The sequence below is a fragment of the Halosimplex salinum genome, from assembly GCF_003730195.1.
Classification (GTDB): domain Archaea; phylum Halobacteriota; class Halobacteria; order Halobacteriales; family Haloarculaceae; genus Halosimplex; species Halosimplex salinum.
This window is the reverse complement of sequence record NZ_QWGG01000001.1, coordinates 1011904-1038019: the sequence shown is the minus strand read 5'-3', so window position 1 is coordinate 1038019 and position 26116 is coordinate 1011904. Positions and strand designations below refer to the sequence as shown.

The 26116-nt window shown below is 67.5% G+C and carries 18 protein-coding genes; 7 read left to right on the top strand and 11 right to left on the bottom strand.

The features are described 5' to 3' along the window. Positions 1-78: 78 nt before the first annotated feature. Both cdd and D1409_RS05025 read left to right on the top strand, forming a co-directional pair. Positions 79-471 carry a cytidine deaminase gene (gene cdd / locus D1409_RS05030; protein ID WP_123534633.1) on the top strand — a complete coding sequence of 131 codons (393 nt, stop codon included), beginning with the start codon at positions 79-81 and terminating at the stop codon, positions 469-471. Then, complete coding sequence (locus D1409_RS05025) at positions 464-1339, top strand: nucleoside phosphorylase (protein ID WP_123534631.1); 876 nt, start codon at positions 464-466, stop codon at positions 1337-1339. The genes cdd and D1409_RS05025 overlap by 8 nt, the downstream gene beginning before the upstream one ends. 30 nt (positions 1340-1369) lie before the next feature. On the opposite strand, the gene D1409_RS05020 is transcribed toward D1409_RS05025, so the two are convergent. The 3 genes from D1409_RS05020 to D1409_RS05010 all read right to left on the bottom strand — a co-directional run bounded on the left by D1409_RS05020 (position 1370) and on the right by D1409_RS05010 (position 5277). After that, the gene (locus D1409_RS05020; protein WP_123534629.1) at positions 1370-2746 is read right to left on the bottom strand and encodes a hemolysin family protein; all 1377 of its coding nucleotides are present in this window, start codon (positions 2744-2746) and stop codon (positions 1370-1372) included. Positions 2747-3417: 671 nt separating this feature from the next. Further along, complete coding sequence (locus D1409_RS05015; protein ID WP_123534627.1) at positions 3418-4581, bottom strand: NAD(P)/FAD-dependent oxidoreductase; 1164 nt, start codon at positions 4579-4581, stop codon at positions 3418-3420. A 162-nt stretch (positions 4582-4743) separates the two neighbouring features. Beyond that, positions 4744-5277, bottom strand: coding sequence for an HTH domain-containing protein (locus D1409_RS05010; RefSeq protein WP_123534625.1), 534 nt, complete (start codon positions 5275-5277; stop codon positions 4744-4746). 176 nt (positions 5278-5453) lie between these two features. Here D1409_RS05010 and D1409_RS05005 point away from each other — a divergent pair, with 176 nt between their 5' ends. The 3 genes from D1409_RS05005 to rocF all read left to right on the top strand — a co-directional run bounded on the left by D1409_RS05005 (position 5454) and on the right by rocF (position 7873). Further along, on the top strand, positions 5454-6374 hold the full coding sequence (locus tag D1409_RS05005; protein WP_123534623.1) for an NAD-dependent epimerase/dehydratase family protein: 921 nt from the start codon (positions 5454-5456) through the stop codon (positions 6372-6374). Between the two features lie 46 nt (positions 6375-6420). Continuing rightward, on the top strand, positions 6421-6888 hold the full coding sequence (locus tag D1409_RS05000; protein ID WP_123534621.1) for a hypothetical protein: 468 nt from the start codon (positions 6421-6423) through the stop codon (positions 6886-6888). A 73-nt stretch (positions 6889-6961) separates the two neighbouring features. Then, positions 6962-7873 carry an arginase gene (rocF, locus tag D1409_RS04995; RefSeq protein WP_123534619.1) on the top strand — a complete coding sequence of 304 codons (912 nt, stop codon included), beginning with the start codon at positions 6962-6964 and terminating at the stop codon, positions 7871-7873. Between the two features lie 33 nt (positions 7874-7906). Here rocF and D1409_RS04990 read toward each other — a convergent pair whose 3' ends face one another. From D1409_RS04990 to gyrB, 3 genes are all read right to left on the bottom strand, one after another. Next, on the bottom strand, positions 7907-10042 hold the full coding sequence (locus tag D1409_RS04990) for a DUF7282 domain-containing protein (RefSeq protein ID WP_123534617.1): 2136 nt from the start codon (positions 10040-10042) through the stop codon (positions 7907-7909). A gap of 484 nt (positions 10043-10526) precedes the next feature. Further along, the gene (gene gyrA, locus D1409_RS04985; RefSeq protein ID WP_123534615.1) at positions 10527-13082 is read right to left on the bottom strand and encodes a DNA gyrase subunit A; all 2556 of its coding nucleotides are present in this window, start codon (positions 13080-13082) and stop codon (positions 10527-10529) included. Between the two features lie 40 nt (positions 13083-13122). Continuing rightward, the gene (gene gyrB, locus D1409_RS04980) at positions 13123-15042 is read right to left on the bottom strand and encodes a DNA topoisomerase (ATP-hydrolyzing) subunit B (RefSeq protein ID WP_123534613.1); all 1920 of its coding nucleotides are present in this window, start codon (positions 15040-15042) and stop codon (positions 13123-13125) included. 266 nt (positions 15043-15308) lie between these two features. Between gyrB and D1409_RS04975 the strand changes: the two genes are divergently transcribed. Together D1409_RS04975 and D1409_RS04970 are read left to right on the top strand one after the other, a co-directional pair. After that, a complete protein-coding gene (locus D1409_RS04975; protein ID WP_123534611.1) occupies positions 15309-17744 on the top strand; it encodes a DNA topoisomerase VI subunit B in 2436 nt (811 codons plus the stop codon). 2 nt (positions 17745-17746) lie between these two features. Beyond that, positions 17747-18838, top strand: a complete 1092-nt coding sequence (locus tag D1409_RS04970; RefSeq protein WP_123534609.1) for a DNA topoisomerase IV subunit A — start codon at positions 17747-17749, stop codon at positions 18836-18838. A gap of 46 nt (positions 18839-18884) precedes the next feature. Here D1409_RS04970 and D1409_RS04965 read toward each other — a convergent pair whose 3' ends face one another. From D1409_RS04965 to D1409_RS04945, 5 genes are all read right to left on the bottom strand, one after another. After that, positions 18885-19631 (bottom strand): MBL fold metallo-hydrolase, encoded by a 747-nt coding sequence (locus D1409_RS04965; RefSeq protein WP_123534607.1) that lies wholly within the window; start codon positions 19629-19631, stop codon positions 18885-18887. 93 nt (positions 19632-19724) lie between these two features. Then, entirely contained in the window at positions 19725-21443 is a 1719-nt protein-coding gene (ligA, locus tag D1409_RS04960; protein ID WP_123534604.1) for an ATP-dependent DNA ligase LigA, read from the bottom strand. Between the two features lie 82 nt (positions 21444-21525). After that, positions 21526-23949 carry a type II secretion system F family protein gene (locus D1409_RS04955; RefSeq protein ID WP_123534602.1) on the bottom strand — a complete coding sequence of 808 codons (2424 nt, stop codon included), beginning with the start codon at positions 23947-23949 and terminating at the stop codon, positions 21526-21528. After that, complete coding sequence (locus D1409_RS04950) at positions 23946-25577, bottom strand: type II/IV secretion system ATPase subunit (RefSeq protein ID WP_123534600.1); 1632 nt, start codon at positions 25575-25577, stop codon at positions 23946-23948. Before D1409_RS04950 ends, D1409_RS04955 begins: the two co-directional genes overlap by 4 nt. 135 nt (positions 25578-25712) lie before the next feature. Further along, complete coding sequence (locus D1409_RS04945; RefSeq protein ID WP_123534598.1) at positions 25713-25997, bottom strand: DUF357 domain-containing protein; 285 nt, start codon at positions 25995-25997, stop codon at positions 25713-25715. Positions 25998-26116: the final 119 nt, after the last annotated feature.

Here is a 26116-nt window from a genome sequence, read left to right as displayed (position 1 = left end):
CTCCGCCCTCGCGCTCACGTCTCCGCCCTCGCGCTCACGTCCCCCGGCTATTAGTCGCGTCCGGCCGTGCCACAGAGCATGAGTGAACTACTCGATCAGGCGCGCGAGGCCGTCGACGCCGCGTACGCCCCCTACTCGGACTACCAGGTGGGCGCGGCACTGCGGACCGCCGACGGGAGCGTCTACACGGGCTGTAACATCGAGAACGCCAACTACAGCAACAGTCTCCACGCGGAGGAGGTGGCTCTGGGGGCGGCGGTCAGGGACGGCCACCGCGAGTTCGACCGCATCGCCGTCTCCTCGGCCGCGGCGGACGGCGTGACGCCCTGCGGGATGTGTCGCCAGTCGCTCGCGGAGTTCTGCGAGGAGTCGTTCGTCGTCGTCCGCGAGGGCGCGGACGGGCCGGTCGAGTCCACGCTCGGCGAACTCCTGCCGGACACGATCACGCGGGAGATGGTCCAGGATGAGTGAGGACGGGCCCGCCGCGGACGACGCGGACGCCACCGGCGAAACGCCCGCGAGCGAAGACCCGAACGAGGACGCTGAGCAGTACCACCTCGAAGTCGGCCGGGGGGACGTCGCCGAGAGCGTCCTCCTCCCCGGAAACCCCGAACGCGTCGAGAAGGTCACCGACGGCTGGGACGCGTCGGAGGTGGTCGCCGAGCACCGCGAGTACCGCACGGCGACGGGCACCTACGACGAGACGCCCATCTCGGTCACTTCCACGGGGATCGGGTCGCCGTCGGCTGCTATCGCGGTCGAGGAACTCGCCCGCGTCGGCGCCGACACGCTCCTCCGGGTCGGCTCCTGCGGCGCCATCCGCGAGGAGGCCTCGGTCGGCGACCTGGTCATCACGACCGGCGCCGTCCGGCAGGAGGGGACGAGCAAGGAGTACGTCCGCGAGGACTACCCCGCGAGCGCGGACGACCGCGTGGTCGCCGCGCTGGTCACCGCCGCCGAGCGCCTCGGCTACGACTACCACGTCGGCGTCACCGCCAGCACCGACAGCTTCTACGCCGGACAGGGCCGTCCCGGGTTCGACGGGTTCGAGGCCGCCGGGAGCGACGAACTGGTCGAGGACCTCCGGGCGGCGAACGTCCTCAATTTCGAGATGGAAGCCGCGTCGATCCTGACGCTCGCGAACCTCTACGGCCTCCGCGCGGGGGCAGTCTGTACAGTGTACGCGAACCGCGTCACCGGCGAGTTCCGCACGGAAGGCGAGCGGAAGGCGGCGAAGGTCGCCAGCGAGGCCGTCTCCGTGCTCGCGGACATGGACGCCGCCGCCGACGAGGCCGGCGTCGACCGCTGGCATCCGGGGATCGGGCTCGGCGCGGAGTGAGACGCGATCGCGAACGAGTCACCGAAGCGTTCACTCGGCGTCGTCCTCTGCCGGTGGCGAATCGTGTCCGTCGGTTTCAGCCGTCTCGTCGGGCCCCGTCTCTCGCACTTCGACGTCGTCGATCCGGGCGCCGTCGACCGTCTCGACGGTGAACTGGTAGCCGTCGACGGCCACCTGGTCGCCCACCTCCGGGGCGCGTCCCAGTCTGTCGAGGATGTACCCGCCCACCGTGCCGACGTCGACGGAGTCGAACTCGACGTCGAGTTCGTCCTCGACCTCGGAGAGCACGACGGCCCCGTCGATACGGTACGTGCCGTCGGCTTCGCGGTCGATCGACGGCTCGCGCTCGTCGACGTCGAACTCGTCGCGGATGTCGCCGACGACCTGTTCGACGACGTCCTCGACGGTCGCGACGCCCTCGAAGGAGCCCCACTCGTCGATCACGCCGGCCATCTGGCTCTGTTCGGTCTGGAACTCCGTCAGGAGGTCGTCGACTCGGCCGGTCTCGGGGACCAGCGGCATCTCGCGCGCGAGGTCCCCCGCGGTGATCGAGGCGTCGTCGTCGGCCGTCTCGCTCGCTCGCAGGACGTCCTTCACGTCCAGGAACCCGACGACCTGGTCCTCGTCGTCCGCCTCGAGGACGGGATAGCGCGTGTGTCCCTCTTCGATGATCTGGGTCCGGAGCGCGGAGAGCGGCGTGTCGGCCGAGACGCTCACCACGTCCGGTCGCGGCACCATCACCTCCCGGACGGAGATGTCGTCCAGTTCGAAGACGCTCTCGATCATCTCGACCTCGCCGGCGTCGACGTGGCCCTCGGTGCCCGAGCGGGTGAGGACGGTCAGGATCTCCTCCTCGGAGAGCGTCTCCTCGGTCTCGGAGGCCGGTGGGATGCCGATCATCCGCGTGAAGTAGTTCGCCGTCCCGTTGAGGACGATCAGCCCCGGGACGAAGATGTAGTAGAAGAACTTCATCGGCGGCGAGACGAACAGCGCGATCTGTTCGGCCCGAGCGATGGCGATGGTCTTCGGTGCGAGTTCCCCGAAGACGACGTGCAGGAACGTGATGATCGAGAACCCGATCCCGATGGCGATGAGATGGATCGGGGCGTTGGGGAACACAGCGCCCAGCACCGGGTCAATCAGCGCCGCGATAGCCGGTTCGCCGATCCACCCGAGGCTCAGCGACGCGAGGGTGATCCCGAGTTGGGTCACCGCGAGGTAGTCGTCGAGGTTGTCGAGGGCGTTCCGGAGCAACTTCGCGCCGCTCCGCCCCTCCGCGACCATCTGGTCGACGGCGCTCGACCGGACCCGGACGTAGGCGAACTCCGAGGCGACGAAGAAGCCGTTCAGCGCGACCAGAAATAGCGCGGCGAACAACCGCCCGACCGAGAACAGGAGGTCTACCATCGTCTTCTCCGCGTCCGCGTTCTCTGGCGGCGTGTCTGATGCATGCCACTCCGTAGGAAGGGGGTGCCGTTAACGGTGGTGGCTTCGACGGCTAAATGCTGGTCGGCGTCCGATTACTTCGCGTGCTCGTTGATCAGTCGTTTCTGGTTCCAGTGTTGTGAAAGGGCGCTGAACGAACGCGATCAGAGTCGACAGCATGCGCTGAAAGCCCTCGGTCCGCTCGCGGCCGCTGGCCCGGATATATTCGTTCGCTCCGCTCACTCAGATAGTGCCGGACCAGCGACTGCCCTACGGTGCGAGCGCGCCTCGCCCTTTCAGTTCACCAGGAACTGCACAGCACCGCGCCTCATACCTCCCCAGCCGATTCACTCAGTCACTTCGTTCCTTCGCTCATCCCTCGCACGATGCTGTCGCGCCATAAACGGCGCGACAGCGCGCGCCACCGCAATTTGCTGAGTAGGTTACCTGTACAGAGCATCCGCGCGAGCGAAGCGAGCGCGGTTGACCGCATCGAGGCCGAAGGCCGAGATGCGGCCTGTGTCGTGAGCGGAGCGAACGACACATCGTCAGAGCTTGCTCTGACGGTGTTTTCACCCATGTTTTTGGTCGGTGGGTGCCCGTAGCGCGCTCGTAGAGCGCGTGAGGACATCCACCGGCGAAAAAGACGGCTCCTACATGTCGGGCCAGGCGTCGAGCGCGTTGCCGACGCCGGAGACGTCGGCGATCCAGCGGGCGGCGATGCCCTTCTTGAGCAGCTCGGCGGGCTTGCCGCCGAAAGTCGAGAGCGGGAAGAACTTCACGTCGTGGGCGACGGCCTTCTCGCCGACGGAGACGACGGTGCCCTTGTCGTCGTAGGTCCAGGTGGTGAGCGGCTGGCCCTTGACGCGGCGCGCGAGGTTCTTGCCGGCGACCTCGGCGGCCTGCCAGGCGGCCTGTGCGGTCGGCGGGGCGGGGTCGTCGCCGGGCTGGTCGACGATGGCGGCGTCGCCGATGGAGAAGACGCGGTCGTCGTCGGTCTCGAAGGTCTGGTCGGCGAAGATGCGGTTGCTGCGGTCGTCCTTGTCGACGTTGGCGTTCTCGATGGCCTCGCGGCCCGTGATGCCGCCGGTCCAGACGAGCACGTCGTAGTCCATCTCGATCTCGTCGCCGATGTAGACGGTCTCCTCGTCGACCTCGCCGATGAACTCGCTGGTGTGGATGTTCACGTCGGCCTGTTCGAGCCGCTTGCGGAGCGCGCCCTGGAGCTGCGGGTCGCTGTTCGGCAGGATACGGTCGAGCCCCTCGACGAGTTCGATGTCGAGGTTCGCGCCGTAGTCGTCGCGGTACTCGGCGATCTCGCCGGCGGTCTGGATGCCCGAGAGACCGGCGCCGCCGACGACGACCGTCGCTGGCTCGTCGCGTGTCGCGGCCGCCGCCGCCTCGGAGACGGCGTCGTGGATCGCGAGCGCGTCGTCGAGGCTCTTGAGCGTGTGCGCGTACTCCCGGAGGCCTTCGATGCCGAAGAAGGCGGTTCGCGAGCCGATCCCGACGAGGAGGTAGTCGTACTCGACGTCGGCACCGTCGGCGAGTTCGACGACGCGCTCGTCCGTGTCGACGTTCTCGACCGTCCCCTGGCGGAACGTCGTCGAGGGCTCTTTGATCTCGTCGACGGGGATCGTGACCTTCTCTCGGACGCTGGGGTCACGGATGCACCGGTGGGACTCGTGGAGCACGAGGTGGTAGTCGACGTCGGAGACCCAGGTGACGTTCGCCCGACCGTCGAGGTGGGATTCGAGGCTCTTGACCGCGCCCGCGCCCGCGTATCCGGACCCGAGCACGACGACGTTCTCGTTCATGCCGGGGACTCTGTAGGCGGGTGATACAAACCCTTTGAATCCGTGCCGAGTATCGGCCGCATCCGCCGCTGTCTATCACGAACGTACAGGATCGACGGGCGCTATCGAGTCACCGAGAGAGAACGTTCGACAGTGTAGAAGGGAGTCGAACGGGGTGTTCGGTCAGTGTTCGGGTTCGCCGGCGGGCGCGCGCATGTCGTCGATGGTGAGGATGAGCTTGTTGTTGGTGTCGTCTTTCCCCTCGAGCGTGCCGATGATCTGGAGCTTCGAGAGCGGCGTCGGACCCACCGTGATGGTGTCGCCCTCGTGGAAGTCGGCGATAGACCCCTGCAGCTGGATCTCGGCGCGACACTGCTCGGGGTGGTGGACGCTGGTGAGGTCGATCTCCTCGACGTTCGCATCGGGGATGTCGTCACCGTTGTGGGCCAGCGGTACGTCCGCGGCCTGGTCCATGTCCTGGATCTGGAGGGCGTCGTAAGCCGTCGCCGTCGGCTTGTACCCCCCTTTCGGGCCGGGGACGCCTTCGACGAGCTGGAGGGCTTTGAGACTCTGCATCTGGTTTCGGATCGTACCAGGGTTCCGGTCGACCTTGTCGGCGATGTCCTCCCCTTTCACGGCGCTCTCGGACTCCCGATAGAGATTGACGAGTTCCTGCAGGATGTTTTTCTGGCTGGGCGTCAACTCGATTGATGACATACCGAGGTATTCGTCGTTGAATTTATTAAAGCCGGCGGTGGACGGCCGTCGCCGGGGAAAATCCGCCGTCTCCGAGCTACGCGCGAGTAGTCTGTTATCACGTGACGGGACGACAAGTTCGACAGTCGACATTAAAAGGCGCCTATTTATGTATCCGCCGGACGGCATCGTCGCGTATGCAAGGACAACGAGTGCTGGTCACTGGCGGCGCGGGCTTCATCGGGTCGAACCTCGCGAACCACCTGGCGACAGACAACGACGTGGTCGCCCTGGACGATTGCTATCTCGGGACGCCCGACAACCTCGACGAGACGGTCGAGTTCGTGCAGGGAAGCGTCCTCGACGACGACCTCCCGACGGACGTGGACGTCGTCTTCCACATCGCCGCGCTCTCCTCGTACGCGATGCACGAGGAGGACCCGACTCGCGGCGCGCGCGTGAACGTCGAGGGGTTCGTCAACACGGTCGACCAGGCCCGACAGGACGGCTGTGACACCGTCGTCTACGCCTCCACGTCTTCGATCTACGGCGACCGCACGGAACCGTCGCCGGAGGACATGCCCGTGACGGTAAACACCGGCTACGAGGCGTCGAAACTCGCGCGCGAGAAGTACGCGGAGTACTTCGGCAACCACTACGACATGTCGATGGCCGGGATGCGCTTCTTCTCGGTGTACCAGGGGATGGAGGACGGCGCGGAGGAGCACAAGGGGGAGTACGCAAATCTCATCGCGCAGTTCGCCGACGATATCGCGAACGGCCGCAACCCGGAGATCTGGGGCGACGGCTCGCAGACTCGAGACTTCACGCACGTCGACGACATCGTGCGCGGCCTCGAACTCGCCGCCGACCACGAACTCACCGGCGTCTACAACCTCGGCACCGGCGAGCAGTACAGCTTCGACCACCTCGTCGAAGTGCTGAATGACCACCTCGGCACCGACGTCGAACCCGTCTACGCGGAGAACCCGATCCCCGAGGACGTGTACGTCCACGATACCATGGCCGACGCCACCAAGATGCGCGAGGCGACCGGCTGGGAACCCGAGATATCCTTCGACGAAGGGGTCGAACGCGTCTGCAGCCAGTACGAGTAGCCCAGACTGACAGTACATTTATCAGACATACATGTGAACGCCCGGCATGAAGGTCAGAGACAGGTTCGGTCGCGGTCAGCAGTCGTTACTCGGGGACTATCCGCGACAGGTCGTGTTCGGTGCGACCGCGACTGTCGCCCTGTTTTTCGCCGGGGTGTTCTTCGACGGACTGTCAGCGACTATCGGGCCGACGGGGCTCGCGGTCGTCGCGCTCGCCGGCGTTCTCACCGGGCTCTCGCTGGGCCGCGAGTGGTTCGAAGGCGCCGTGGCCGCCTTCCGCGCGGTCGTACTCGGTCTGGCGGTATCGGCGGTCGTGGTCACGGCTGGACTGTTGCTCCTGTGGTTCGTTCAAACGGGGGAGTACTCCCTGTTCAGGGCGCTGTTCTCCGGCGTGGCTCTGGTGGTCCTCGGTCCGCTGTTCGGCTTCGTCGGTGCGGTGGGGGGTGGGGTCGGGACCGTCGTCCGGCGGTTCGCCGTCCCCCCGGGGCAGAACCCGCCTACCTTCAAATTCTGACGAGTCGGCGGAGACCGACGCCGCCGGGCCGGTAGCCCCGACCGTTTTCCCGTTCGGTCTCCAACGCCGTCGCATGAACCGACCAGTGCGCGTGTTCGGCGTCCCGATGGACCTCGGCGCGGACAGACGCGGCGTCGACATGGGTCCCTCAGCGCTCCGGTACGCGGGCCTCACGGCCGAACTCGACTCGCTCGGACTCACCTGCGACGACGGCGGCGACGTCTCCGTGCCGAGTCCGGTGACGACCGACCCGACGGAGGGGCAGCCGTCCGAGGGGCGCGCGAAGTACCTCGGCGCGACCGAACGGGTGTGCCGCGAACTCGCCGACGACGTGGCCGCGGCCGTCGAGGACGGTCACTTCCCGCTCGTGCTCGGCGGCGACCACTCTATCGCCATCGGTACCGTCGGCGGCGTCGCGCGCGACCGCGACCTCGGCGTCGTCTGGTTCGACGCCCACGCCGACTTCAACACCCCCGCCACGACGCCCAGCGGCAACGTCCACGGGATGTCCGTCGCCGCCATACTCGGCAGCGGGTCGTTCGCCGGCGGCTGGGCCGAAGCACCCGCCGTCGACCCCGAAAACGTCGCTATCGTCGGCCTCAGAGACGTCGACGACGAAGAGGGTCGGGCACTCCGGGAGAGCGGCGTGACGACGTACACGATGACCGACGTCGACCAGCGCGGGCTCCCCGACGTGACGCGCGACGCGCTCGCGGTCGCGGCGGACGGGACGGACGGGATCCACGTCAGCCTCGACATGGACTTCCTCGACCCGGCCGAGGCGCCCGGCGTGGGGACGCCCGTCCGCGGCGGGGCCTCCTATCGCGAAGGCCACACCGCCATGGAGATCGTCTCACGCACCGCAGGCGAGGACCTCGCGTCGCTGGAGATCGTCGAAGTCAACCCGATCCTCGACGACCACAACCGGACCGCCGAACTGGGAGTCGAACTCGTCGCCAGCGCGCTCGGAAAACGGATTCTCTGACGCTGTCTCCCCGCTACGACCGGCCGACGCCCGTCAGGACCGTCGGACGAGCGCGGCGCCGACCAGCACCGCGACGGCGACGAGCACCGCACCGGGGCCGAATCCGGGTCCGAACCCTTCTGTCGGTCCGTCGCCGTCAGTGACGTTGGCAGCCGCCGTCCCGTTCGGACCGACGGTGCCGTTCACGGTCGGTGAGACGGCCGTCCCGTTCGGTGCGTCCGTCCCCGACTGGTCGGGCGTGGGCGTCTCCTCGCCGCGGAGCGTCGGCGGCGGGAGTTCGGTCGTCCCGACCGGTTCGGCCGTCGGCGAGGGGGTCGGCGTCGCGGTCGGTTCGTCGGTCGGCGTCGCCGTCGGGACCGGCGTCCCCTCTATCTCGTCGGCCGGCAGCAGGCTGACGCGCAGATACTCCGGGTCCATCGGCGGCGACGACCCGTCGCCGCTCAGGAGGACTCTCCCCGCCGTGTACACCGCCTCGTCGTCGACGCGGACCGGGCTGTCGTCGGCCGGGTAGTCGAACTGCCCGTCGCCGTCGTCGTCACGGTGCACCGCGAGGACGACCGTTCTGCTGTCGGTCAGCGGTCGGTCGAGGTCGACCGCAGTGGTGTGGACCCCCGACTGGAGGTACGCCGAGCGTCCGATCACATCCGCGTGGGTGACCTGCTCGTCCGGCGGGACCGCGTACGCCGCGACGAATCCGGGGTCGTCCAGCGCGACGCGCACGCCGTCTATCGTGGTCGCCTCCTCCGTGCTGGGGCTCTCGTACTCCTGGAACCAGACGGCCGTCTCGGGGGCGTTACCGGTCGTCAGGAGCGTGATCGACCCGTCGACCTCCGCGACGGAGAGCGTCAGTCGCGCGTCGTCCGGCGCTTCGGAGAGGTTCACCGTCGTGTCGAAGGTCCCGTCGTCGTCGACCTCTGTCACCGCCTGCGTCTCGTAGTCGCCGTCGTAGGCAGTGACGTCGAGCGTGAGCCGACTGCCGGGCGCGAGCGTCGTCTCGCCGCCGATCCGCTGGCCGGACGCCGCCTGGCGCCGGATGGCCTCTCCGGCGGGGTCGTAGTCGATCTCGCGGTCGAGGATCTCGTATTCGAGCGATCTGGTCACGTTGGAATCGGAGAGGTGCGTGCGGTCGAAGACGGACACGCTGGCCCGTGCAGTGGCGCTGTCCCACCCGCTACTCCCCGTCAGTGCCGCCCGTCGGAGGTCGGTCGCGAGATACAGGGTCTCGTTCGTCGAATCCGGGATGACGTGCATCGTCCCGTCACCGACGCTGGCGGGCACGTCGACGGACGGCGGACAGCCGTCGCCGCGGGTGATACCCAGGTCCAGCGCCCGCGTCGCATCGTCTCCCTCGATGGCGAGGAAGTTCTCACCGACGGATCCGCCGCCCTGTGCGGCCAGCAGGCCGTAGAGGCCGCTGGCGTTCAGCCTGTACACCATCGTGTCGCCGAGCGCGGCGGCCCGGTCGCCGCCCGAGATCCGCGGCGGGTCCGACACGACGCCCGACCGGAGACCCTCGTTGACGGCGCGCTCGGTACTGAGATTCTCGAAGCGGTCGCCGGGTGCACGGAGGAGCGTGAAGTCGTCGACCGACGGGTCGTCGATGGTCAACCGCTCTCGCTCCGTCCCGGACTTCTTCTCGACGGTCACGTCGTAGGCGCCGGTCGGCATCGGCGCCCCCGAGACCGAGGAACGGCCGTCGACGGAGACGCGGTCGCCGTCGCCCGCGGTGTACGCCAGGTCGTCGACCGCCGACTCGTTCCCGGCGAGGTAGGTGTTCACGTAGAGCGTCGCCGGCTTCCGACCGTCGTTGTTCGCGAACGTCAGGCTCACGTTGAACTCGCCGCCGACCGACTCGATCCGGACCGTCCCGGTCCGTCCCCGCAGGATGCCGGTCTCGATAGCCGCGATGTCGCCGCGCGCGACGTCCATGTGGGGCGCGTCGGGGTAACTCTCCCGCGAGTGTCCGCTCGCTGTCGCCGCCGCGCCGACCGACCCACTCCCCGCCGGTCCGGCGATCGAACACGCCGTCGCATCGCCGCTGGCGGCCGATCCCGCCGTCGGCGAGTCCGTTCCCCCGAGCGCGACCGCCGGCGCCCCCGTCGCACCGACGACCGCGACCGCGAGAACGACCAGTACACCGTACGTCGAAACTGCGCGTCTGTCTAACATCGTAATCGAGTGACGGTTCCCCGTCGTTGGGTGGTACTGTTCGGACCAGTGGCAAAGTTCTTGTGACGATTCGCCGTGGAGCGCACGGCTCGACGGTGAGAATCGAAAAAGGAGAAACTACGGGGAAACGGCCGTCAGTCGTCGTCTTCGGCGGCTTCGGCGGCCGCTTCCGCCTCGTCCGCGTCGATGTCGCCGACAGAGGCGGGGATCGCGTCGACGCTTGCGACCTGGTCGCCCGACTCCAGTTTCATCACGACCACCCCGCTACCACCTTTTTTCGCCTCCGGTGTCCTCGTTCGCTCCGCTCACGGGTCGCTCCGCTCCCCGTTCGTATCGAGGTCTCCCTTCGGTCGACCTCGCGCTCACTGCGGGCACCATCGGCCAAAAAATCTGGACCAAAAAAGCGTCAGAGCAAAGCTCTGACGTGGCCCCGTTCGCTCGACTCACGGGCCAACCGAGACGCGCTTGCGGCGCGCTCGCGGTGTTACTCTTCGTCCGCGTCGATATCGCCGACGGAGGCGGGGATCGCGTCGACGCTTGCGACCTGGTCGCCCGACTCCAGTTTCATCACGACGACGCCTTTCGTGTTCCGACCGACCTCGCTCACGTCGCCGGCGCGGATCCGCATGATCTGGCCGCGCTCGCTCATGATGAGGAGGTGGTCGTCCTCGGCGACGGCCTTGACGGTGCTGACGAGGCCGTTCCGCTCGTCGGTCTTGATGTCGATGAGCCCCTTCCCGTAGCGGGACTGGGCGCGGTACTCCGAGAGGGGCGTCCGCTTGCCGTACCCGTTGCGGGTGACGGTCAGCAGACACCGGTCGTCTTCCTCCTCGGCGGCGACCATCCCGGCGACGCGGTCGTCGCCCTGCAGGTCGATCCCGCGGACGCCGCGGGCGTTACGGCCCATCTCGCGGGCCTCGCTCTCGTCGAAGCGGATGGTCATCCCCTGTTCGGTGGCGATCACCAGGTCCTTCGTCCGGTCGGTGACTTCCACGTCGACGAGTTCGTCGCCGTCTTCGAGGTCGGCGGCGATGATGCCCGTCGAGAGGATGTTCTCGAAGTCCTCCGCGTTCGTGCGCTTGATGTACCCCTGTCGGGTGACCATCGCGATGGACTCCTCGGGCTCGAACTCGTCCGTGTTGACGACGGCGGTGATCTCCTCGTCGTCGTCGAAGTCGATGAGATTGACGGCGGATTTGCCCCGTGCCGTCCGGCTCATCTCCGGGATCTCGTAGGTTTTGAGCTTGTACACCTGCCCCTGGTTGGTGAAACAGAGCAGGTAGTCGTGGGTGTTGGCCCGGAACACCTTCGACACCTGGTCGCCCTCCTTCGGGTCGGCGCCGATGATGCCCTTGCCGCCCCGACCCTGCGGGTCGAAGCGGTCGACGGGCATCCGCTTGATGTAGTCGTCCTCGGTGATGACGACGGCGACGTCCTCCTCCGGGATGAGGTCCTCGTTGGTGATCTCGTCGCTCTGGACGAAGTCCGTCCGGCGCTCGTCGGCGTACTCGTCCCTGATCTCCTGGAGCTCCTCCTTGATGACCGCGAGGAGTTCGGACTCGTCGTCGAGGATGGTGTTCAGGCGCTCGATCTCGTCCTGGAGGTCCTCGTACTCGCTCTCGATCTCGGCGGCCTCCATCGAGGTGAGCGACCCGAGCTGCATCCGAACGATGTGGTCGGCCTGGTCGGCCGAGAAGTCGAAGGCCGACTGGTCGTCGAGGTGCTCGAACTCGGCGTCGAGTTCGTCGAGGTCGAGCTCGCCGCGCAGCGCGGCCTTGGCGGCGTCGCGGTCCTCGCTGTTACGGATGAGGTCGACGACCGCGTCGACGTGCTCGAGCGCCTTCAGGCGCCCTTCGAGGATGTGTGCGCGGTCCTCGGCCTCGGCGAGTTCGTACTCGGAGCGGCGACGGACGACCTCCTTGCGGTGGTCGAGGTACTCCGTGAGCGTCTCCTTGAGGGTGAGCACTCGCGGCTGACCGTCGACGAGCGCGAGGTTGATGACGCCGAAGGTGGACTCGAGGTGGTGTTTGGTGAGCTGATTCTCCACCAGGTCGATGTTGGCGCCGCGCTGAAGTTCGATGACGATGCGGACGCCGTTGCGGTCGGACTCGTCGCGCAGGTCCGAGACGCCCTCTATCGTCCCCTCGTTGACGTCCTCGGCGATGCGCTTGACCATCCGCGCCTTGTTCTCTTGGAAGGGGATCTCTGTGACGACGATCCGGCCCTCGTCGCGCTGGAGTTCGTACTTCGCGCGGACGGTGACGCGACCGCGACCGGTCGCGTACGCCGAGTAGACGGCCTCGCGGCCGACGATCGTCCCGCCGGTGGGGAAGTCGGGGCCCTTGATCGGGCCGGGAGTGCCGTTGCCGCGCTCGTCGCGGGTGTCGACGAGGTCGTCGACGTCGCAGTCGGGGTTGTCGATGACGTGGACGACGCCGTCGATCACCTCGCCGAGGTTGTGCGGCGGGATGTTCGTCGACATCCCGACGGCGATGCCCGAGGACCCGTTCACGAGGAGGTTCGGCACCTTCGCGGGCAGGACCTCCGGTTCAGTGAGCCGGTCGTCGTAGTTCGACTGGAAGTCGACGGTGTCCTTCTCGATGTCCGCCAGCATCTCCTCGGAGATCGAGGTCATGCGGGCCTCCGTGTACCGCATGGCCGCGGCCGGGTCGCCGTCCATCGACCCGAAGTTGCCCTGGCCGTCGACCAGGGGGTAGCGCATCGAGAAGTCCTGTGCCATCCGTACGAGCGTGTCGTAGATAGCGGAGTCGCCGTGCGGGTGGTAGTCACCCATCGTCTCGCCGACGACCGACGAGGACTTCCGGTGGGCCGTGTTGCTCGACAGGCCCATGTCGTGCATCGCGTAGAGGATGCGCCGGTGGACCGGCTTGAGGCCGTCGCGCACGTCGGGCAGGGCGCGACCCGCGATGACGCTCATCGCGTAGTCGATGTAGCTCTGCTCCATCTCGCTCTCGACGCGGACGCGGTCGACCTCAGCGGCCGGCGTCACGTCGTCGGGGTCGGGAACGTCTGAACTCATAGTGTCACCTCTCCGTCTCGAATCGAAGTCGCGTCGCGTTTCATATGTCCACCCAGTCGGCCTCGGGAGCGTGCTCCTTGATGAACTGCTTGCGCGGTTCGACGGCGTCGCCCATCAGGACCGAGAACATCTTGTCCGCCGCGGCGGCGTCCTCGATGGTCATCTGCTTCAGGCGACGCGACTCCGGGTTCATCGTCGTCTCCCAGAGCTGCTGGGGGTTCATCTCGCCGAGGCCCTTGAACCGCTGGACCTGGTCGGGGTTGCCGTCGCACTTCTCCTCGACGATCCGGTCGCGCTCGGCCTCGGTCATCGCGTCGTAGGTGTCGCCCTTGTACCGGACGCGGTACAGCGGCGGCTGGGCCGCGTAGACGTGACCGTGTTCGAGTAACGGCCGCATGTGTCGGTAGAAGAACGTCAGCTGGAGCGTCCGAATGTGAGCACCGTCGACGTCTGCGTCCGTCATCAGGATGATGCGGTGGTAGCGCAGGTCGTCGATGTCGAACTCGTCGCCGACGCCCGTCCCGATGGCGCGGATCATCGTCCGGATCTTGTTGTTCTCGAGGACCCGGTCGAGCCGGTGTTTCTCGACGTTGAGGAACTTCCCGTCGATGGGGAGGATCGCCTGGAACTCGGGGTTGCGGCCCTGCTTCGCGCTCCCGCCCGCGGAGTCGCCCTCGACGATGAACAGCTCCGCGTCTTCGGGGTCGCGCGTCTGGCAGTCCGTGAGCTTGCCGGGCAGCGCCGTCGATTCGAGCGCCGACTTCCGCCGGGTCAGCTCTTTCGCTTTCTTCGCCGCCTTCCGCGCCTTCGCGGCTTCGAGGGCCTTCTGGACGATGACCTCGGCGGTGTCGGGGTTCTCCTCGAAGTACGTCCCGAGCCCTTCGTGGACCGTCGACTCGACGATGCCGCGGACCTCGCTGTTGCCGAGTTTCGTCTTGGTCTGGCCCTCGAACTGTGGGTCGGGGTGCTTGACCGAGATGACGGCGGTGAGCCCCTCGCGGATGTCGTCGCCCTTGAGGGTGCCGTCGATCTCGCCGAGCAGACCGTGCTCCTCGGCGTAATCGTTGACGATGCGGGTCAGCGCCGTCTTGAACCCGGTCAGGTGGGTCCCGCCCTCCCGCGTGTTGATGTTGTTCGCGAAGGCGTGGATCGACCCCTGGAGTTCGTTCGTGGCCTGCAGCGCCACCTCGACGTGGATGTCCTGCTCCTCGGCCTCGAAGTAGACGACCTCCGAGTGGAGCGGTTCCTTCGTCTCGTTGAGGTACTCGACGAACTCGCGGATCCCGCCGTCGTAGCGGAACGTGTCGCCGGTCTCGTCGCGTTCGTCGGCGAGCGTGATCTCGACGCCGGAGTTGAGGAAGGCGAGCTCGCGGAGCCGGGATTCGAGCGTCGAGTAGTTGTACTCGTCGACCTCGAAGATCCCGGTGTCGGGCCAGAAGCGGATCGTGGTCCCGGTCTCCTCGTCCTCGTCCATGTCGCGGACGCGTTCGAGGCCCCCGTCCTGTGGCTGTCCCTTCTCGAAGGACTCGCGCCAGACGGCGCCGTCCCGCTTGACCTCGACCTCGAGCGACTCCGAGAGGGCGTTGACGACGGAGACGCCGACGCCGTGGAGGCCCCCGGAGACCTGGTAGGACTTGTTGTCGAACTTCCCTCCCGCGTGGAGGATGGTCATCACGACCTCGACGGCCGGCCGGTCGTACTTCTCGTGATTGTCGACCGGGATCCCGCGCCCGTCGTCGGAGACGGAGACGGACCCGTCGTCGTGGATGGTGACCGAGATGGTGTCGCAGTACCCGGCCAGTGCCTCGTCGATAGAGTTGTCAACGACTTCGTAGACGAGGTGGTGCAGTCCTCTGTCGTCCGTAGAACCGATATACATCGCCGGCCGTTTGCGCACGGCCTCGAGGCCCTCAAGGGCCTGTATCTGCTGTGCGCCGTACTCGTCAGGCTCCCGTGACATATAATCTGTCTACCGGTAGTACAGCGGCCCCCTTAAAGCTCTCGCACGCGCGCGAGCGCGAAACCGCCCACGGAGAGTGGCGCTCACCCGTCATATCGGGCGGCTCGGAGCCCGTCCCAGCTACGCGCCGCGGTCGTCACAGTCGACCGACACGCCGCGCGTCGGAGCCGGTGTCAAACCGCCGCCGGCGCGTTCGAGGCGGGGGTTTCACTTTCACTCCGCCGGCGAACGCCTTTTAACCTGCCCGCCAGTAGGGGGTTTCACGGATGACATCGCATCAGTCGCAACTCGGCGGGAGTGAGGGGATCGCCGAGGAGCTGGCGGAGAGCCAGCGGTCGATCTCCATCGCCGAGTTCTTCGAGAAGAACAAGCACATGCTCGGGTTCGACAGCGGAGCCCGGGGACTCGTGACCGCCGTCAAGGAGGCGGTCGACAACGCGCTGGACGCCTGCGAAGAGGCGGGCATCGCACCCGACGTCTACGTCGAGATACAGGAAGCGGGCGACTACTACCGGCTCATCGTCGAGGACAACGGGCCGGGGATCACCAAGGAGCAACTCCCCAAGGTGTTCGGGAAACTGCTCTACGGGTCACGCTTCCACAAGCGCGAGCAGAACCGCGGTCAGCAGGGGATCGGGATCTCCGCGGCGGTGCTGTACTCGCAGCTCACCTCCGGCAAGCCCGCGAAGGTCACCTCCCGGACGCAGGGGAGCGCCGACGCGGAGTACTTCGAGCTCATCATCGACACGGACACCAACGAGCCAGAGATCGACGTCGAGGAGACCACCTCGTGGGAGCGGCCCCACGGCACGCGCATCGAACTGGAGATGGAGGCGAACATGCGCGCTCGCAACCAGCTCCACGACTACATCAAACACACCGCCGTCGTCAACCCGCACGCTCGCATCGAACTGCGCGAGCCCAGCGAGCACATGAAGTACGAGCGGGTGACCGACCAGCTCCCCGAGGAGACCGAGGAGATCCGACCCCACCCTCACGGGGTCGAACTCGGGACGCTCATCAAGATGCTCGACGCCACGGACTCCTACTCGGTGTCGGGCTTCCTCCAGGGCGAGTTCACCCGCGTCGGCGGCAAAACCGCCGACTCCGTCATCGACAACTTCAGAGACCGCCACTACGGCCGCGAGATGGCCTGGACGCCGCCGAAGGCCCACGAGGACGCGGACGTGGCACGCGCGCTCGACGCCGCCGTCGCCAACAAGGGCGCCGACGCCACCGCCGAGTTCGCCGACCGCGTCTCCGACGCCCTCGACGGCTACGAGCGCGTCGCTCACCACGAACTCGCCGCGCTCGTCGACGACGTCGCCGACGACGTCGAGGAGAAACACGACACGACGTTCGGCTCGACGGTCCGCGAGAACGCCGTCGAGGCCGGCTGGAACGCCGTCGTCGGTGCCGGTAACGGTGTCGACGCGGCCGACGATCAGGAGTACGAGCGCCTCCGTGCGGACCTCTACGGGATGATCGACGAGGTGACGACGACGCAGAAAGACGACGCGACGATCCAGGGGCTCGCCGACAGGCTCGCGCCGAAGTTCGGCGACGCCGAGGACCACCGACACCGCTTCACTCGCGACGAGATCCGCGAGTTCGTCCGCCGAGCGGCGGACGCGACCGAGGAGTACGACGACGCGACCTTCGGCGAGACGGCTCGCGAGAACGTCGTCGAGATAATCTGGGAGGCGGCCGAACGCGTGCCGGACGAGCCGCCGAACGTGAACGAGATCGGTGACGACCGCGACGTCTCCAGTCAGCTGATGGAAGCGATGCGGGAGACGGACATCATCTCGCCGCCGACGGACTGTCTGGCGCCGATCAACGCCGAACTCATCGAGGAGGGGCTGCGAAAGGAGTACGACGCGGACTTCTTCGCCGCCTCGACCCGCGACGCGTCCGTCCACGGCGGCGACCCGTTCATCGTCGAGGCGGGCCTCGCCTACGGCGGCGACGTCGAGGCCGAGGGCAAAGCCGAGGTGATGCGCTTCGCCAACCGCGTCCCGCTCGTCTATCAGCGCGGCGCCTGTGCGACCACCGACGTGGTCAAGAACATCAACTGGCGCAACTACAACCTCGACCAGCCGGGCGGTTCGGGCATCCCCAACGGCCCGGTCGTCATCATGGTCCACATCGCCTCGACGAACGTGCCGTTCACGAGCGAGTCCAAGGACGCCGTCGCGAACGTCCCCGAACTCGAATCGGAGATCGAACTCGCGATGCGCGAGGCGGCCCGCGAGCTGAAGTCCTTCCTCAAGAAGCGACGCTCGATGCAACAGCGCCGGGAGAAACAGGACAAGCTGGCGACGATCCTGCCGGAGATGGCCGAGAAGCTCACGCAGGTCACCGGCAGCGACGAGCTGGACATCGACGACACGCTCGCGCGGATCATGAACAACGTCCTCGTCGAGCGCGAGCGCGACGGCGACACGGTCCGACTCACCATCGAGAACAACTCCGACCGCGCGGCGGACGTCGAGATCACGGACATCGTCGCCGGGAGCGAGCCGGTCCTGGCCAACGGCGACGCGAGCGTCGTCGAGATGGACGGCGAGTGGTTCGTCAAGTGGTCGACGTCGGTGTCGAGCGGCGACGAGACCACGCTGGAGTACGACGTCGGCGACGACGCGGAGTTCGAGATCTCAGTCGAGGGTCTCGAATCCGAGCGGCTCACTATCGACGCCTAACAATGAGCACTGACACAGACGCGGACGCGAGAGAACAGCTGATCGACCTGGCCGAGGAGTTCTACGAGCAGTTCGAGGACGGCGACGTGCCGACGATGCAGATCCCCACCCGGACGAAGTCCAACATCGAGTACGACGAGGACAAGAACGTCTGGGTGTACGGCGACCGCGAGAGCACGCGGACGGCCAAGACCATCTCGGGCGCGGAGAAGCTGCTGAAGGCGACCTACACCATCGACTTCCTCGCCGGTCAGCTCGACGACGACCGCTCGTCCACCCTGCGTGAGCTGTACTACCTGAGCGAGTCCTGGGACCTCGACGAGGCGCAGTTCAACAGCCAGGACGAGTCGAACAACCTCATCGAGGACCTCGAGATCGTCTCCGAGGTCAAGCGCGAGGACTTCCACATGCGCCCGGAGGAGTCCGGGGCGAAGATAATGGGCCCGCTGCTCCTCCGCGAGCAGACCAACCGCGGCGATCGGGAGATCCACTGTCAGGACGACGTCGGGCAGGGCGGCTACCAGATCCCGAACAACCCGGACACCATCGAGTTCCTCGACAACGACGCGGAGTTCGTCCTGTGCGTGGAGACCGGTGGTATGCGCGACCGACTGGTCGAGAACGGCTTCGACGACGAGTACGACGCGCTCGTCGTCCACCTCGGCGGCCAGCCCGCGCGGGCGACCCGCCGGATCACGAAGCGACTCCACGACGAACTCGACCTGCCGGTCGTGGTCTTCGCTGACGGTGACCCGTGGTCGTACCGCATCTACGGCTCCGTCGCCTACGGTTCCATCAAGAGCGCGCACCTCTCGGAGTACCTCGCGACGCCCGAGGCCCAGTACATCGGCATCCAGCCCGAGGACATCGTCGAGTACGACCTGCCGACCGACCCGCTCAGCGACTCCGACGTGAACGCGCTGGAGAGCGAACTGGAGGACCCGCGCTTCCAGACCGACTACTGGGAGGAACAGATCGAACTCCAGCTCGACATCGGGAAGAAGTCCGAACAGCAGAGCCTGGCGTCCTACGGGCTCGACTTCGTGACCGACACCTATCTCCCCGAACGGCTCGAAGAGATGGGCATCCTGTAATCGGTACTCGCCTTTTTGCTGCTGTTGCGGCCAGACGGCTCAGTTCTCAGTGCTCGTCCAGCACGACCGGGACGCTGCGCTTCGCTACGTCTTCGGCGAACGCACCGCTGTCTGCTTCGAGCGCTTCGAACGTGTTGTAGTGGATCGGGAGGACGAGGTCCGGGTCCATCGCCTCGGCGAGGTCGGCGGCCGAGTGGCGGTCCATCGTGTACGACTGCGAGATGGAGGGGACGAACAGCGACGCGTCGAGTTCCTCGTGCCCGTCGAGGGCGTCGGAGTCGCCCGTCCAGAAGACGCTCGTGTCGTCGACCGAGGCGACGAAGCCACAGCCGATCCCCCGCGGGTGGATCGGCGTGCCGTCCTCGTTCACGTTCTTCCCGTCGGGGTCGTTGTACGCCGGGACGGTCATGATCGGCACGTCGTCCACGACGAGTTCGTCCTCCATCCCGACCTCGACCACTTCGTAGGGGAGTTCGTCGACCGGCGTCAGGTCGCGGTCGGTGTCGGTCACGTCGATGCCTTCGAAGGCGACGACCGTGGCGTCGTCCTTGGCGACGCGCTCGACGCCGTCGCTGTCGTAGTGGTGGATGTGGGTCACGCAGACCACGTCGCCGTCTTGCGCGTCGTAGTCCTGCGCGGGCGGGTGGCCGACGCCGGGGGTATCGGGCTCCCACTCGCCGGTGAGCGTGCCGTAGCGACCGGGGTCGAAGTACACCACGGTGTCGTCGCCCTCGATGCGCAGGGTGGCGTAGCCGAGCCAGTCGACCGTCAGGCCGTCGTGTCGAACTGTCATACCCTGAACTCCCGCCCTCGCGGTGAAAGGGATTGGGTTTGCGGCGGATCCGTCCGTGACGGAGCGTCGGTCAGTTGTCGCAGTCGGGCCGAGTCACTGCCGCTCGGCCAGCCGCTCGACGCGCTCCAGCGAGTCGGCGTCGTCGGGGTCCTTGTCCTCGCGGACGCCGAGAAAGCGCGGGAACCGGAGGGCGTAGCCCGACGAGTAGGTAGGCGAGGGCTGGATCTCCTCGTAGCCCACCTCGAAGACGACGGCGGGTTCGACGTCCACGTCCGCGCCGTCCTCCGACAGGACGTGCGGTTCGAGCAGGTCCGAGAGGGCTTCGAGTTCCTCGTCCGTGATGCCGGTCGCGACCTTCCCGAGCGTCTCGAAGCCGTCGTCGGTACGGGCCGACAGCAGGAAGGTGCCGAGGAGCTCAGCCCGCCGCCCCTCGCCCCACTCGGCACCGGTCACCACGAGGTCGAGCGTCTCGACGTCGGGCTTTCGCTTCAACCAGTTCTTCCCGCGCCGGCCGGGGGTGTACGCCGACTCGGGGTTCTTCAGCATGATCCCCTCGTGGCCGGCGTCGAGCGCTTCGGCGTCGATATCGGCGATCTCGTCGGGGTCGTCGGACAGGTGGAGCGGCGAGAGCGCCGGGGCGCCCGCCTCGCCCAGCACCGCTTCGAGCCGGTCGTGGCGGTCGACCAGCGGGTCGTCGAGCAGGTCGTCGCCCGCGGCGTGCAGGCAGTCGAACGCGCGGAACTCGACGGTCACGTCCTCGCGGGCCTTCGCCACGTCGTGTTTCCGGCGGAACCGGCGCAACACCTCCTGGAAGGGGAGCGGCGACCCGTCGTCGGCGACGGCGACGACCTCGCCGTCGAGGATGGCGGGCGCGTCCAGCGCGTCCTCGACGAACTCGACGATCTCCGGGAGCGGGTCGGTCACGTCCTCCATGTTCCGGGAGAAGAGGCGGGTTCGGTCGTTCGGGCCGTCGCTCTCTCCCGCTCCGTCCCCCACGCCCCCGGCCGGGTCGTGGTGCACCTGGACCCGCGCGCCGTCGTACTTCCACTCGACGGCGGCCGTCTCCCAGTCGTCGAGCGCGTCGGTGACGGTCCCGGCCTGTGCGAGCATCGCGCCGACCGGTCGGCCGATCTCGAGTCCGAGGGACTCCAGGCCGGAACCGCCCTCTTCGCGGGCGACGACGGCGACTTCGCCGTAGTCGTTGGTCACCTGCAGGGCGCGTTCGACCGCCTCGACCGGCACGTCGAAGGCGTCGGCGATCGCGTCTCGGACGGCGCCCTCGCCCACGCCGATGCGCATCTCCGAGAGGACGAGTCTGGCGAGATACCGCGCTTCGTCGCCCTCCGAGCGGTTGAAGAGGGAAAACAGGATGTCCCGTTTCGTGTCAGTGCTTCCCGATCCCTCCACCGCGGCGAGGTCCCGGAGGTCGGCGTCAACCTCGGCGACGGTGAGGCCGTCGTCGTCGGACTGTCCGCCGCCCGCCCCGAACGCGGCGAGACCCTGCTGGCCGCCGAAGTCGTAGTTCGCGGCGACTTCGCCCACGTCGCCTACGTCGGCCACCCGCGCTTCCACGTCGTCGGCAGCGACGTTCCGGCCGGCCGCCTTCGCGATGGCCTCGTAACACAGCGACGGGCCGATGTCGAGTTTCGTCGAGTCGTGTGCGGGGAACACGCGGCCCTGGACGTACCGGGCGACGACGGGCAGGTCGTCGTTCGCCGCCGTCAGCAGGTCGGTCACGCGCTCGCGTATCTCGCCGTCGGCGCTCTCTGCTTCGATCGCCCGTGCGCGCTCGGCGAAGGCGGCCAACTCCATCGCCTCGTCGGTAGGTCGGCCACTGGTCTAAAAGGTGACGACCCCCGGGCGGGCCCGGGGACTGCCGTTCGCGACCGCACCGTCAGTCGCCGCGCTGGATCTGCGCGACGTCGTAGATCTGCGAGCGGTCGTCGGGGTACGTGCGGTCGACGGACCCGCCGGTGTAGCCGAACCGCTCGTCGCCGTCGGTGTCGAGGTGCGGCACCGCGTACAGATCCATCTCCTCGCCGTAGGTCGATTCGAGTCGTATCCTGACGTTCTCGTGCTCGCCGGCGACGAGGTACTCGCTGTGGCCGACGATCTCGCCGTCCGGACTCCGCGCGCGGATCGCGACGTACCCGCCCTCGGAGAGCGACGCGGAGTCGACGGTGACGGTGTCGGCGGTCATCGTCTGGTCGTCGAGGGTGACCTGGGCGACCGGCGACGACAGCAGGACGAACGCGCCGTAGGCGACCGCCAGCATGATCGCGGCGTGTTTGGCGCCGTCCTTGAGCGACCCCTCGCCGAGCTGGCCGCCGATGAACCCCGAGAGGACGGCCTGTAGTATCGCAGTGTGGAAGAAGACGAGCGTGTAGGCGGCTTTGTCCACCTGGCCGAAGCGGGCGAACTGGTCGACGTTGACGGCGAGGCTGTTCGTCCCGTCCGGCGTCGGGACGTTGTTCGGGAGGCTCGGCACCAGCACCTCCTGGACCGCGATGATGATCACGAGGAAGACGACGAAGGAGATGTAGATGACGACGAGGTAGGTGAACATCTGCTGGCGGCGTTTCCGACGGAGCTTGATCTCCGCCGAGGCCTGTTCCCCGGCGATCCGCAGTACCGGCGCGAGGTTTCCGCTGGCCCGGAGCGCGTTCGTCAGCAGCGTCACGACGCGGGTCGTCGCGGTCGTGCGGACGCGGAGACCGAACCGGCGGAGCGCGTCGTCGACGTTGGCCCCGTAGGTGAGGTCCCGGCAGATCCGGTCGACCTCGACCGAGAGGATCCCGAGGTCGCTCTCGCGGACCCGCTCGAACCCCTCGACGACGGACATCCCGGCGTCGTTCAGGCTCGCGAGGCGTTCCAGCAACTCGGGGAGCGCGGCCTCCATGCGGGCGATCCGCCGGCTGTACAGCTCCCAGACGATCGCGAACGTGCCGACGACGAACAGGAACGCCTGGATGAGCACGTCGTCCAGGATGCGGGGCTGCACGCCGCCGGTCGCGAACGCCGCGGGGGCCCGGAGCGCGATCCACAGCACCGCGACCGGGACCGTCACGTAGAGGATCGCGGTCGGTCGTTCGAGCAGCGTCCGCGTCGGCTGGCTGAGCACCGCGCGGACCCGTTCGAGCGAGTCGTACGCGGCCAGCTGGCGGCTGTCGGCCGCGGCGTAGCCGCCGTCGGTCACCGGACCGTCCGGGTCGGGCTCCGGGACGCCGCCGGCCCCCCGCATCGACTCGGCGAGCGCGCCGGTCTCGCTCCCGCTCGCGACCCCGAGCATGTCGAGTTTCCCGTCGAGATACAGCATGAACAGGACGTTGCCGAGCGGGATCATCAGATAGGCGAGCAGACGGAGGAAGCCGATCGTCTGCGTGGTCGTCAGCCCGAACACGAGGAGGATCGTCATCAGGAAGAGGGTGCCGGCGACGAGGATGGTGACGTACGCCTCCGCGATGGTCGCCAGCAGTTCGAGGATGTCCTCCTGTCGGTCGACGGCCTCGTCCTGGTAGCGGTCGTACTGCTCGCGCAGGAATCCCGGGAGGTTCTGCCCGCTCTGGAGGACGCTCGCGAAGTTCTCGCTGAAGGTCTTGAACTGCTCGCTCGGCGTCCGCTTCGAGGTGTTGCGGACGGCCGTGATGATGTCACGGCCGAACAGGTCCATCTCGCGGACGGCGACGGAGATCTCGTCGGCGCCGTGCCCGTACACGTCGCGGTTATGCGCCAGCGTCCGCAACACCTCCGGCGTCGCCATCCCGCCACGGGAGAGCGCGTAGACGAACGCGACCGTCCGTGGGAGGCCCTCGTTGATACCGCGCCGGCGCACCTCCGCGTGACTGCGCGGGCGCTCCCAGCGATACCAGTAGGTGAACCCCGCAGTGACGAGGCCCGTGACCGCGCCGCCGGCGGTCAGGACGGCGAACACCTGGTTCGGCGCGAGTTCGGGTTCGAGTTCCGGTCGGCCCAGCGCGCCCGCCATCGCATTCGGCAACTGGTTGATGAAGTCGCCGACCGCGGGGAGGATCAGGAGGATCCCGCCGAAGACGTAGACGCCGACGATAGCGCCCGCCGCCGCGGTCAGGGCCGTCACGAGGTAGGTCTCGGCGGCGTAGGCGCGGTAGGTCTGGTCCACGTACGCCTCCTGCAGTCGCCGCCGTCGGTCGGGCGCCCCGTCGGGGACATATCGGCCGAAGTACCGGCGAGCCGCGCGAGTCAACTGCGTGCGCAGGCCGTCGTGGAGCGGCGCGAGCGGGAGGAGCGCGACCAGTCCGAGGGCCACGAGGAGCGGCGCGAGACCGAGCACCGAACTCATTGGTCGGTGTCGACGGTCACCGCGGCGTCGTCGATCGTGTCGACGACCTCGGCGGGGTCGGCGTAGTACTTGTTGACCATCGCGGTGAACCGCCGGAAGTCGGTGATCCCCTCCTCCTGGAGGTAGGTGAGAAAGCGCCGTCGGTTGCGGAACTCGCGGACCAGTTCGGCGCGCGTCCAGCCCTGTTCCTCGCGGATCTCCTCCAGTAGCTCGCTGTTGTTCCGGGAGAACGTGTCCGCGGTGCCGTCCCAGGAGTAGGTGTTCGAGTAGTCGAGGTCGCCGGTCCGCTGGTCGATACCCTCGATCTCCGAGATCGCCTTCGCCCGTCGGACGCGCTCGCCGCCCGAGCGGGTCAACACCTGGACGCTGAGCACGTCGAGCGACTGCACCATCGGCCGCGGCACGTTGATCGGTTCGTTCTCCAGCCGGTTGATGACCGTCTGGACGGAGTCGGCGTGGAGCGTCGAGAAGGTGGTGTGGCCGGTGTTCATCGCCTGGAAGAGCGTGATCGCCTCCTCGCCGCGGACTTCGCCGACGACGATGTACTCCGGCCGGTGGCGGAGCGACGAGCGCAACAGGTCGTACATCGTGATGTCGCCGTCGTCCATGCGCTCGCGGGTGACCGAGGAGAGCCAGTTCTCGTGGTAGAGCGACAGCTCGCGTGTGTCCTCGATGGTGATCACCTTCGAGCGGGGCGGGATGAACATCGAGACGGCGTTCATGGAGGTGGTCTTCCCGGCCGCCGTCCCGCCGGCGAAAATGAGGCTCTTGTTGTGCTCGATGCAGAGCCAGAGGAAGGCGAGCATCCGGTCGTCGTACGTGCCGTAGTTCAGCAGGTCGACCGGCGTCAGCGGTTCGTCGGCGTACTTCCGGATCGTGAAGGCCGACCCTCGCGGGGTCACCTCGTCGCCCAGCGCCAGTTCGATGCGCGAGCCGTCGGGCAGCGTCGTCGAGACGACGGGGTCGCTGACGCTGACGTGTCGCCCGGACCGCTGGGCCAGCTGGATCACGAAGTCGTCGAGTTCGTCGCGGGCGAAGGCGACGTTCGTCTCCACGTCGGTGTAGTCCTCGTGGTAGACGAAGATCGGGAGGTCTGTCCCGTCACAGGAGATGTCCTCGACGCCGGGGTCGTGCATTATCGGGTCGAGTTTCCCGTAGCCCAGGAACGACCGGTGGAGGTAGTAGAAGAGGCGGTAGAACGTCTCCATCGCCACGTCGACGCCGTACTCCTCGAGACGCTGGCGCAGTTCCTCGCGCAGCGCGTCGGTCGGGTCGTCGCTCACGTCGTCGCGATACAGGAGCGGGTCGCGGATGTCGTCGAACACCCGGTGGAGCAGGTCGCGTTCGCCCTCGTCGAGGGACGGTTCGACGACGTGGTAGCGGTGTTCGTTCTCCTCGTCGTCGTAGCTGATCGAGACGTACGCGAAGGGGGCGTTGAGCCAGTAGCGCTCGACTTCGCGGCCGACCGGCGGCGGGTCGTCGGCGACGAGGCGGCCGTGACGCGCCGGGTCGTAGTTGGGGACGTTGATCCGGGTGCCGGTCAGCGCCGTCGCCGCACGCGAGAGCCACTGCTGGAACGCCGCGAGGCTCCACCCGTTCCCCGTCCCGTCGCTGACTTCGCGTGACATAGTGGGTCCGTGACCGCGTGTTACGCGAGGTATCCCGGCGAGTCACTTAAAGTCGAACCCCCAGTAATCACGGATGAAATTCGCGAGGCGTCGGGTCGCTGTGTCGGGTGCCCTGATGGCTCCGAACGCGTGCGATCAAACGGTGAACAGGTGTCCCTCCTCGGGCACGTCGAACAGGCCGATGCGGGCGCCGGCGTCGAGCCACGCGTGGCCGTAGGAGAAGGAGGCGAGCGCGTTCACAGGGTCGTCGTCGTCTCGGAAGTGGCGGCCGTCTTCGAGGTACGAGCGGGCCATCTCCTCGCACTCGCCGGCGGCCTCGGCCATGGGCGTCCCCTCGGGCGGCGCGACTTCGGCGGCGTCGAGCGCTTCGGCGAGCAGTCCCTCGTAGCGGTCGGTCTTCTCCTCGAGGTCGGCGGGCATGGTCGAACCGAACGCCGGTGTGGCCCTAAGCGTTCGGTCCGCGGTCGCGCCGGACGGGGCCGGCCCACCCCTAGTACGTTCCGTCTGTGTTCGGGATACTGGCGGGTTAGACACGGTGT

Bases quoted from the DNA above. Each gene is read 5' to 3' on its own strand.
- cdd (WP_123534633.1), top strand. From the start codon at position 79: ATGAGTGAACTACTCGATCAGGCGCGCGAGGCCGTCGACGCCGCGTAC.
- D1409_RS05025 (WP_123534631.1), top strand. From the start codon at position 464: ATGAGTGAGGACGGGCCCGCCGCGGACGACGCGGACGCCACCGGCGAA.
- D1409_RS05020 (WP_123534629.1), bottom strand. From the start codon at position 2,746: ATGGTAGACCTCCTGTTCTCGGTCGGGCGGTTGTTCGCCGCGCTATTT.
- D1409_RS05015 (WP_123534627.1), bottom strand. From the start codon at position 4,581: ATGAACGAGAACGTCGTCGTGCTCGGGTCCGGATACGCGGGCGCGGGC.
- D1409_RS05010 (WP_123534625.1), bottom strand. From the start codon at position 5,277: ATGTCATCAATCGAGTTGACGCCCAGCCAGAAAAACATCCTGCAGGAA.
- D1409_RS05005 (WP_123534623.1), top strand. From the start codon at position 5,454: ATGCAAGGACAACGAGTGCTGGTCACTGGCGGCGCGGGCTTCATCGGG.
- D1409_RS05000 (WP_123534621.1), top strand. From the start codon at position 6,421: ATGAAGGTCAGAGACAGGTTCGGTCGCGGTCAGCAGTCGTTACTCGGG.
- rocF (WP_123534619.1), top strand. From the start codon at position 6,962: ATGAACCGACCAGTGCGCGTGTTCGGCGTCCCGATGGACCTCGGCGCG.
- D1409_RS04990 (WP_123534617.1), bottom strand. From the start codon at position 10,042: ATGTTAGACAGACGCGCAGTTTCGACGTACGGTGTACTGGTCGTTCTC.
- gyrA (WP_123534615.1), bottom strand. From the start codon at position 13,082: ATGAGTTCAGACGTTCCCGACCCCGACGACGTGACGCCGGCCGCTGAG.
- gyrB (WP_123534613.1), bottom strand. From the start codon at position 15,042: ATGTCACGGGAGCCTGACGAGTACGGCGCACAGCAGATACAGGCCCTT.
- D1409_RS04975 (WP_123534611.1), top strand. From the start codon at position 15,309: ATGACATCGCATCAGTCGCAACTCGGCGGGAGTGAGGGGATCGCCGAG.
- D1409_RS04970 (WP_123534609.1), top strand. From the start codon at position 17,747: ATGAGCACTGACACAGACGCGGACGCGAGAGAACAGCTGATCGACCTG.
- D1409_RS04965 (WP_123534607.1), bottom strand. From the start codon at position 19,631: ATGACAGTTCGACACGACGGCCTGACGGTCGACTGGCTCGGCTACGCC.
- ligA (WP_123534604.1), bottom strand. From the start codon at position 21,443: ATGGAGTTGGCCGCCTTCGCCGAGCGCGCACGGGCGATCGAAGCAGAG.
- D1409_RS04955 (WP_123534602.1), bottom strand. From the start codon at position 23,949: ATGAGTTCGGTGCTCGGTCTCGCGCCGCTCCTCGTGGCCCTCGGACTG.
- D1409_RS04950 (WP_123534600.1), bottom strand. From the start codon at position 25,577: ATGTCACGCGAAGTCAGCGACGGGACGGGGAACGGGTGGAGCCTCGCG.
- D1409_RS04945 (WP_123534598.1), bottom strand. From the start codon at position 25,997: ATGCCCGCCGACCTCGAGGAGAAGACCGACCGCTACGAGGGACTGCTC.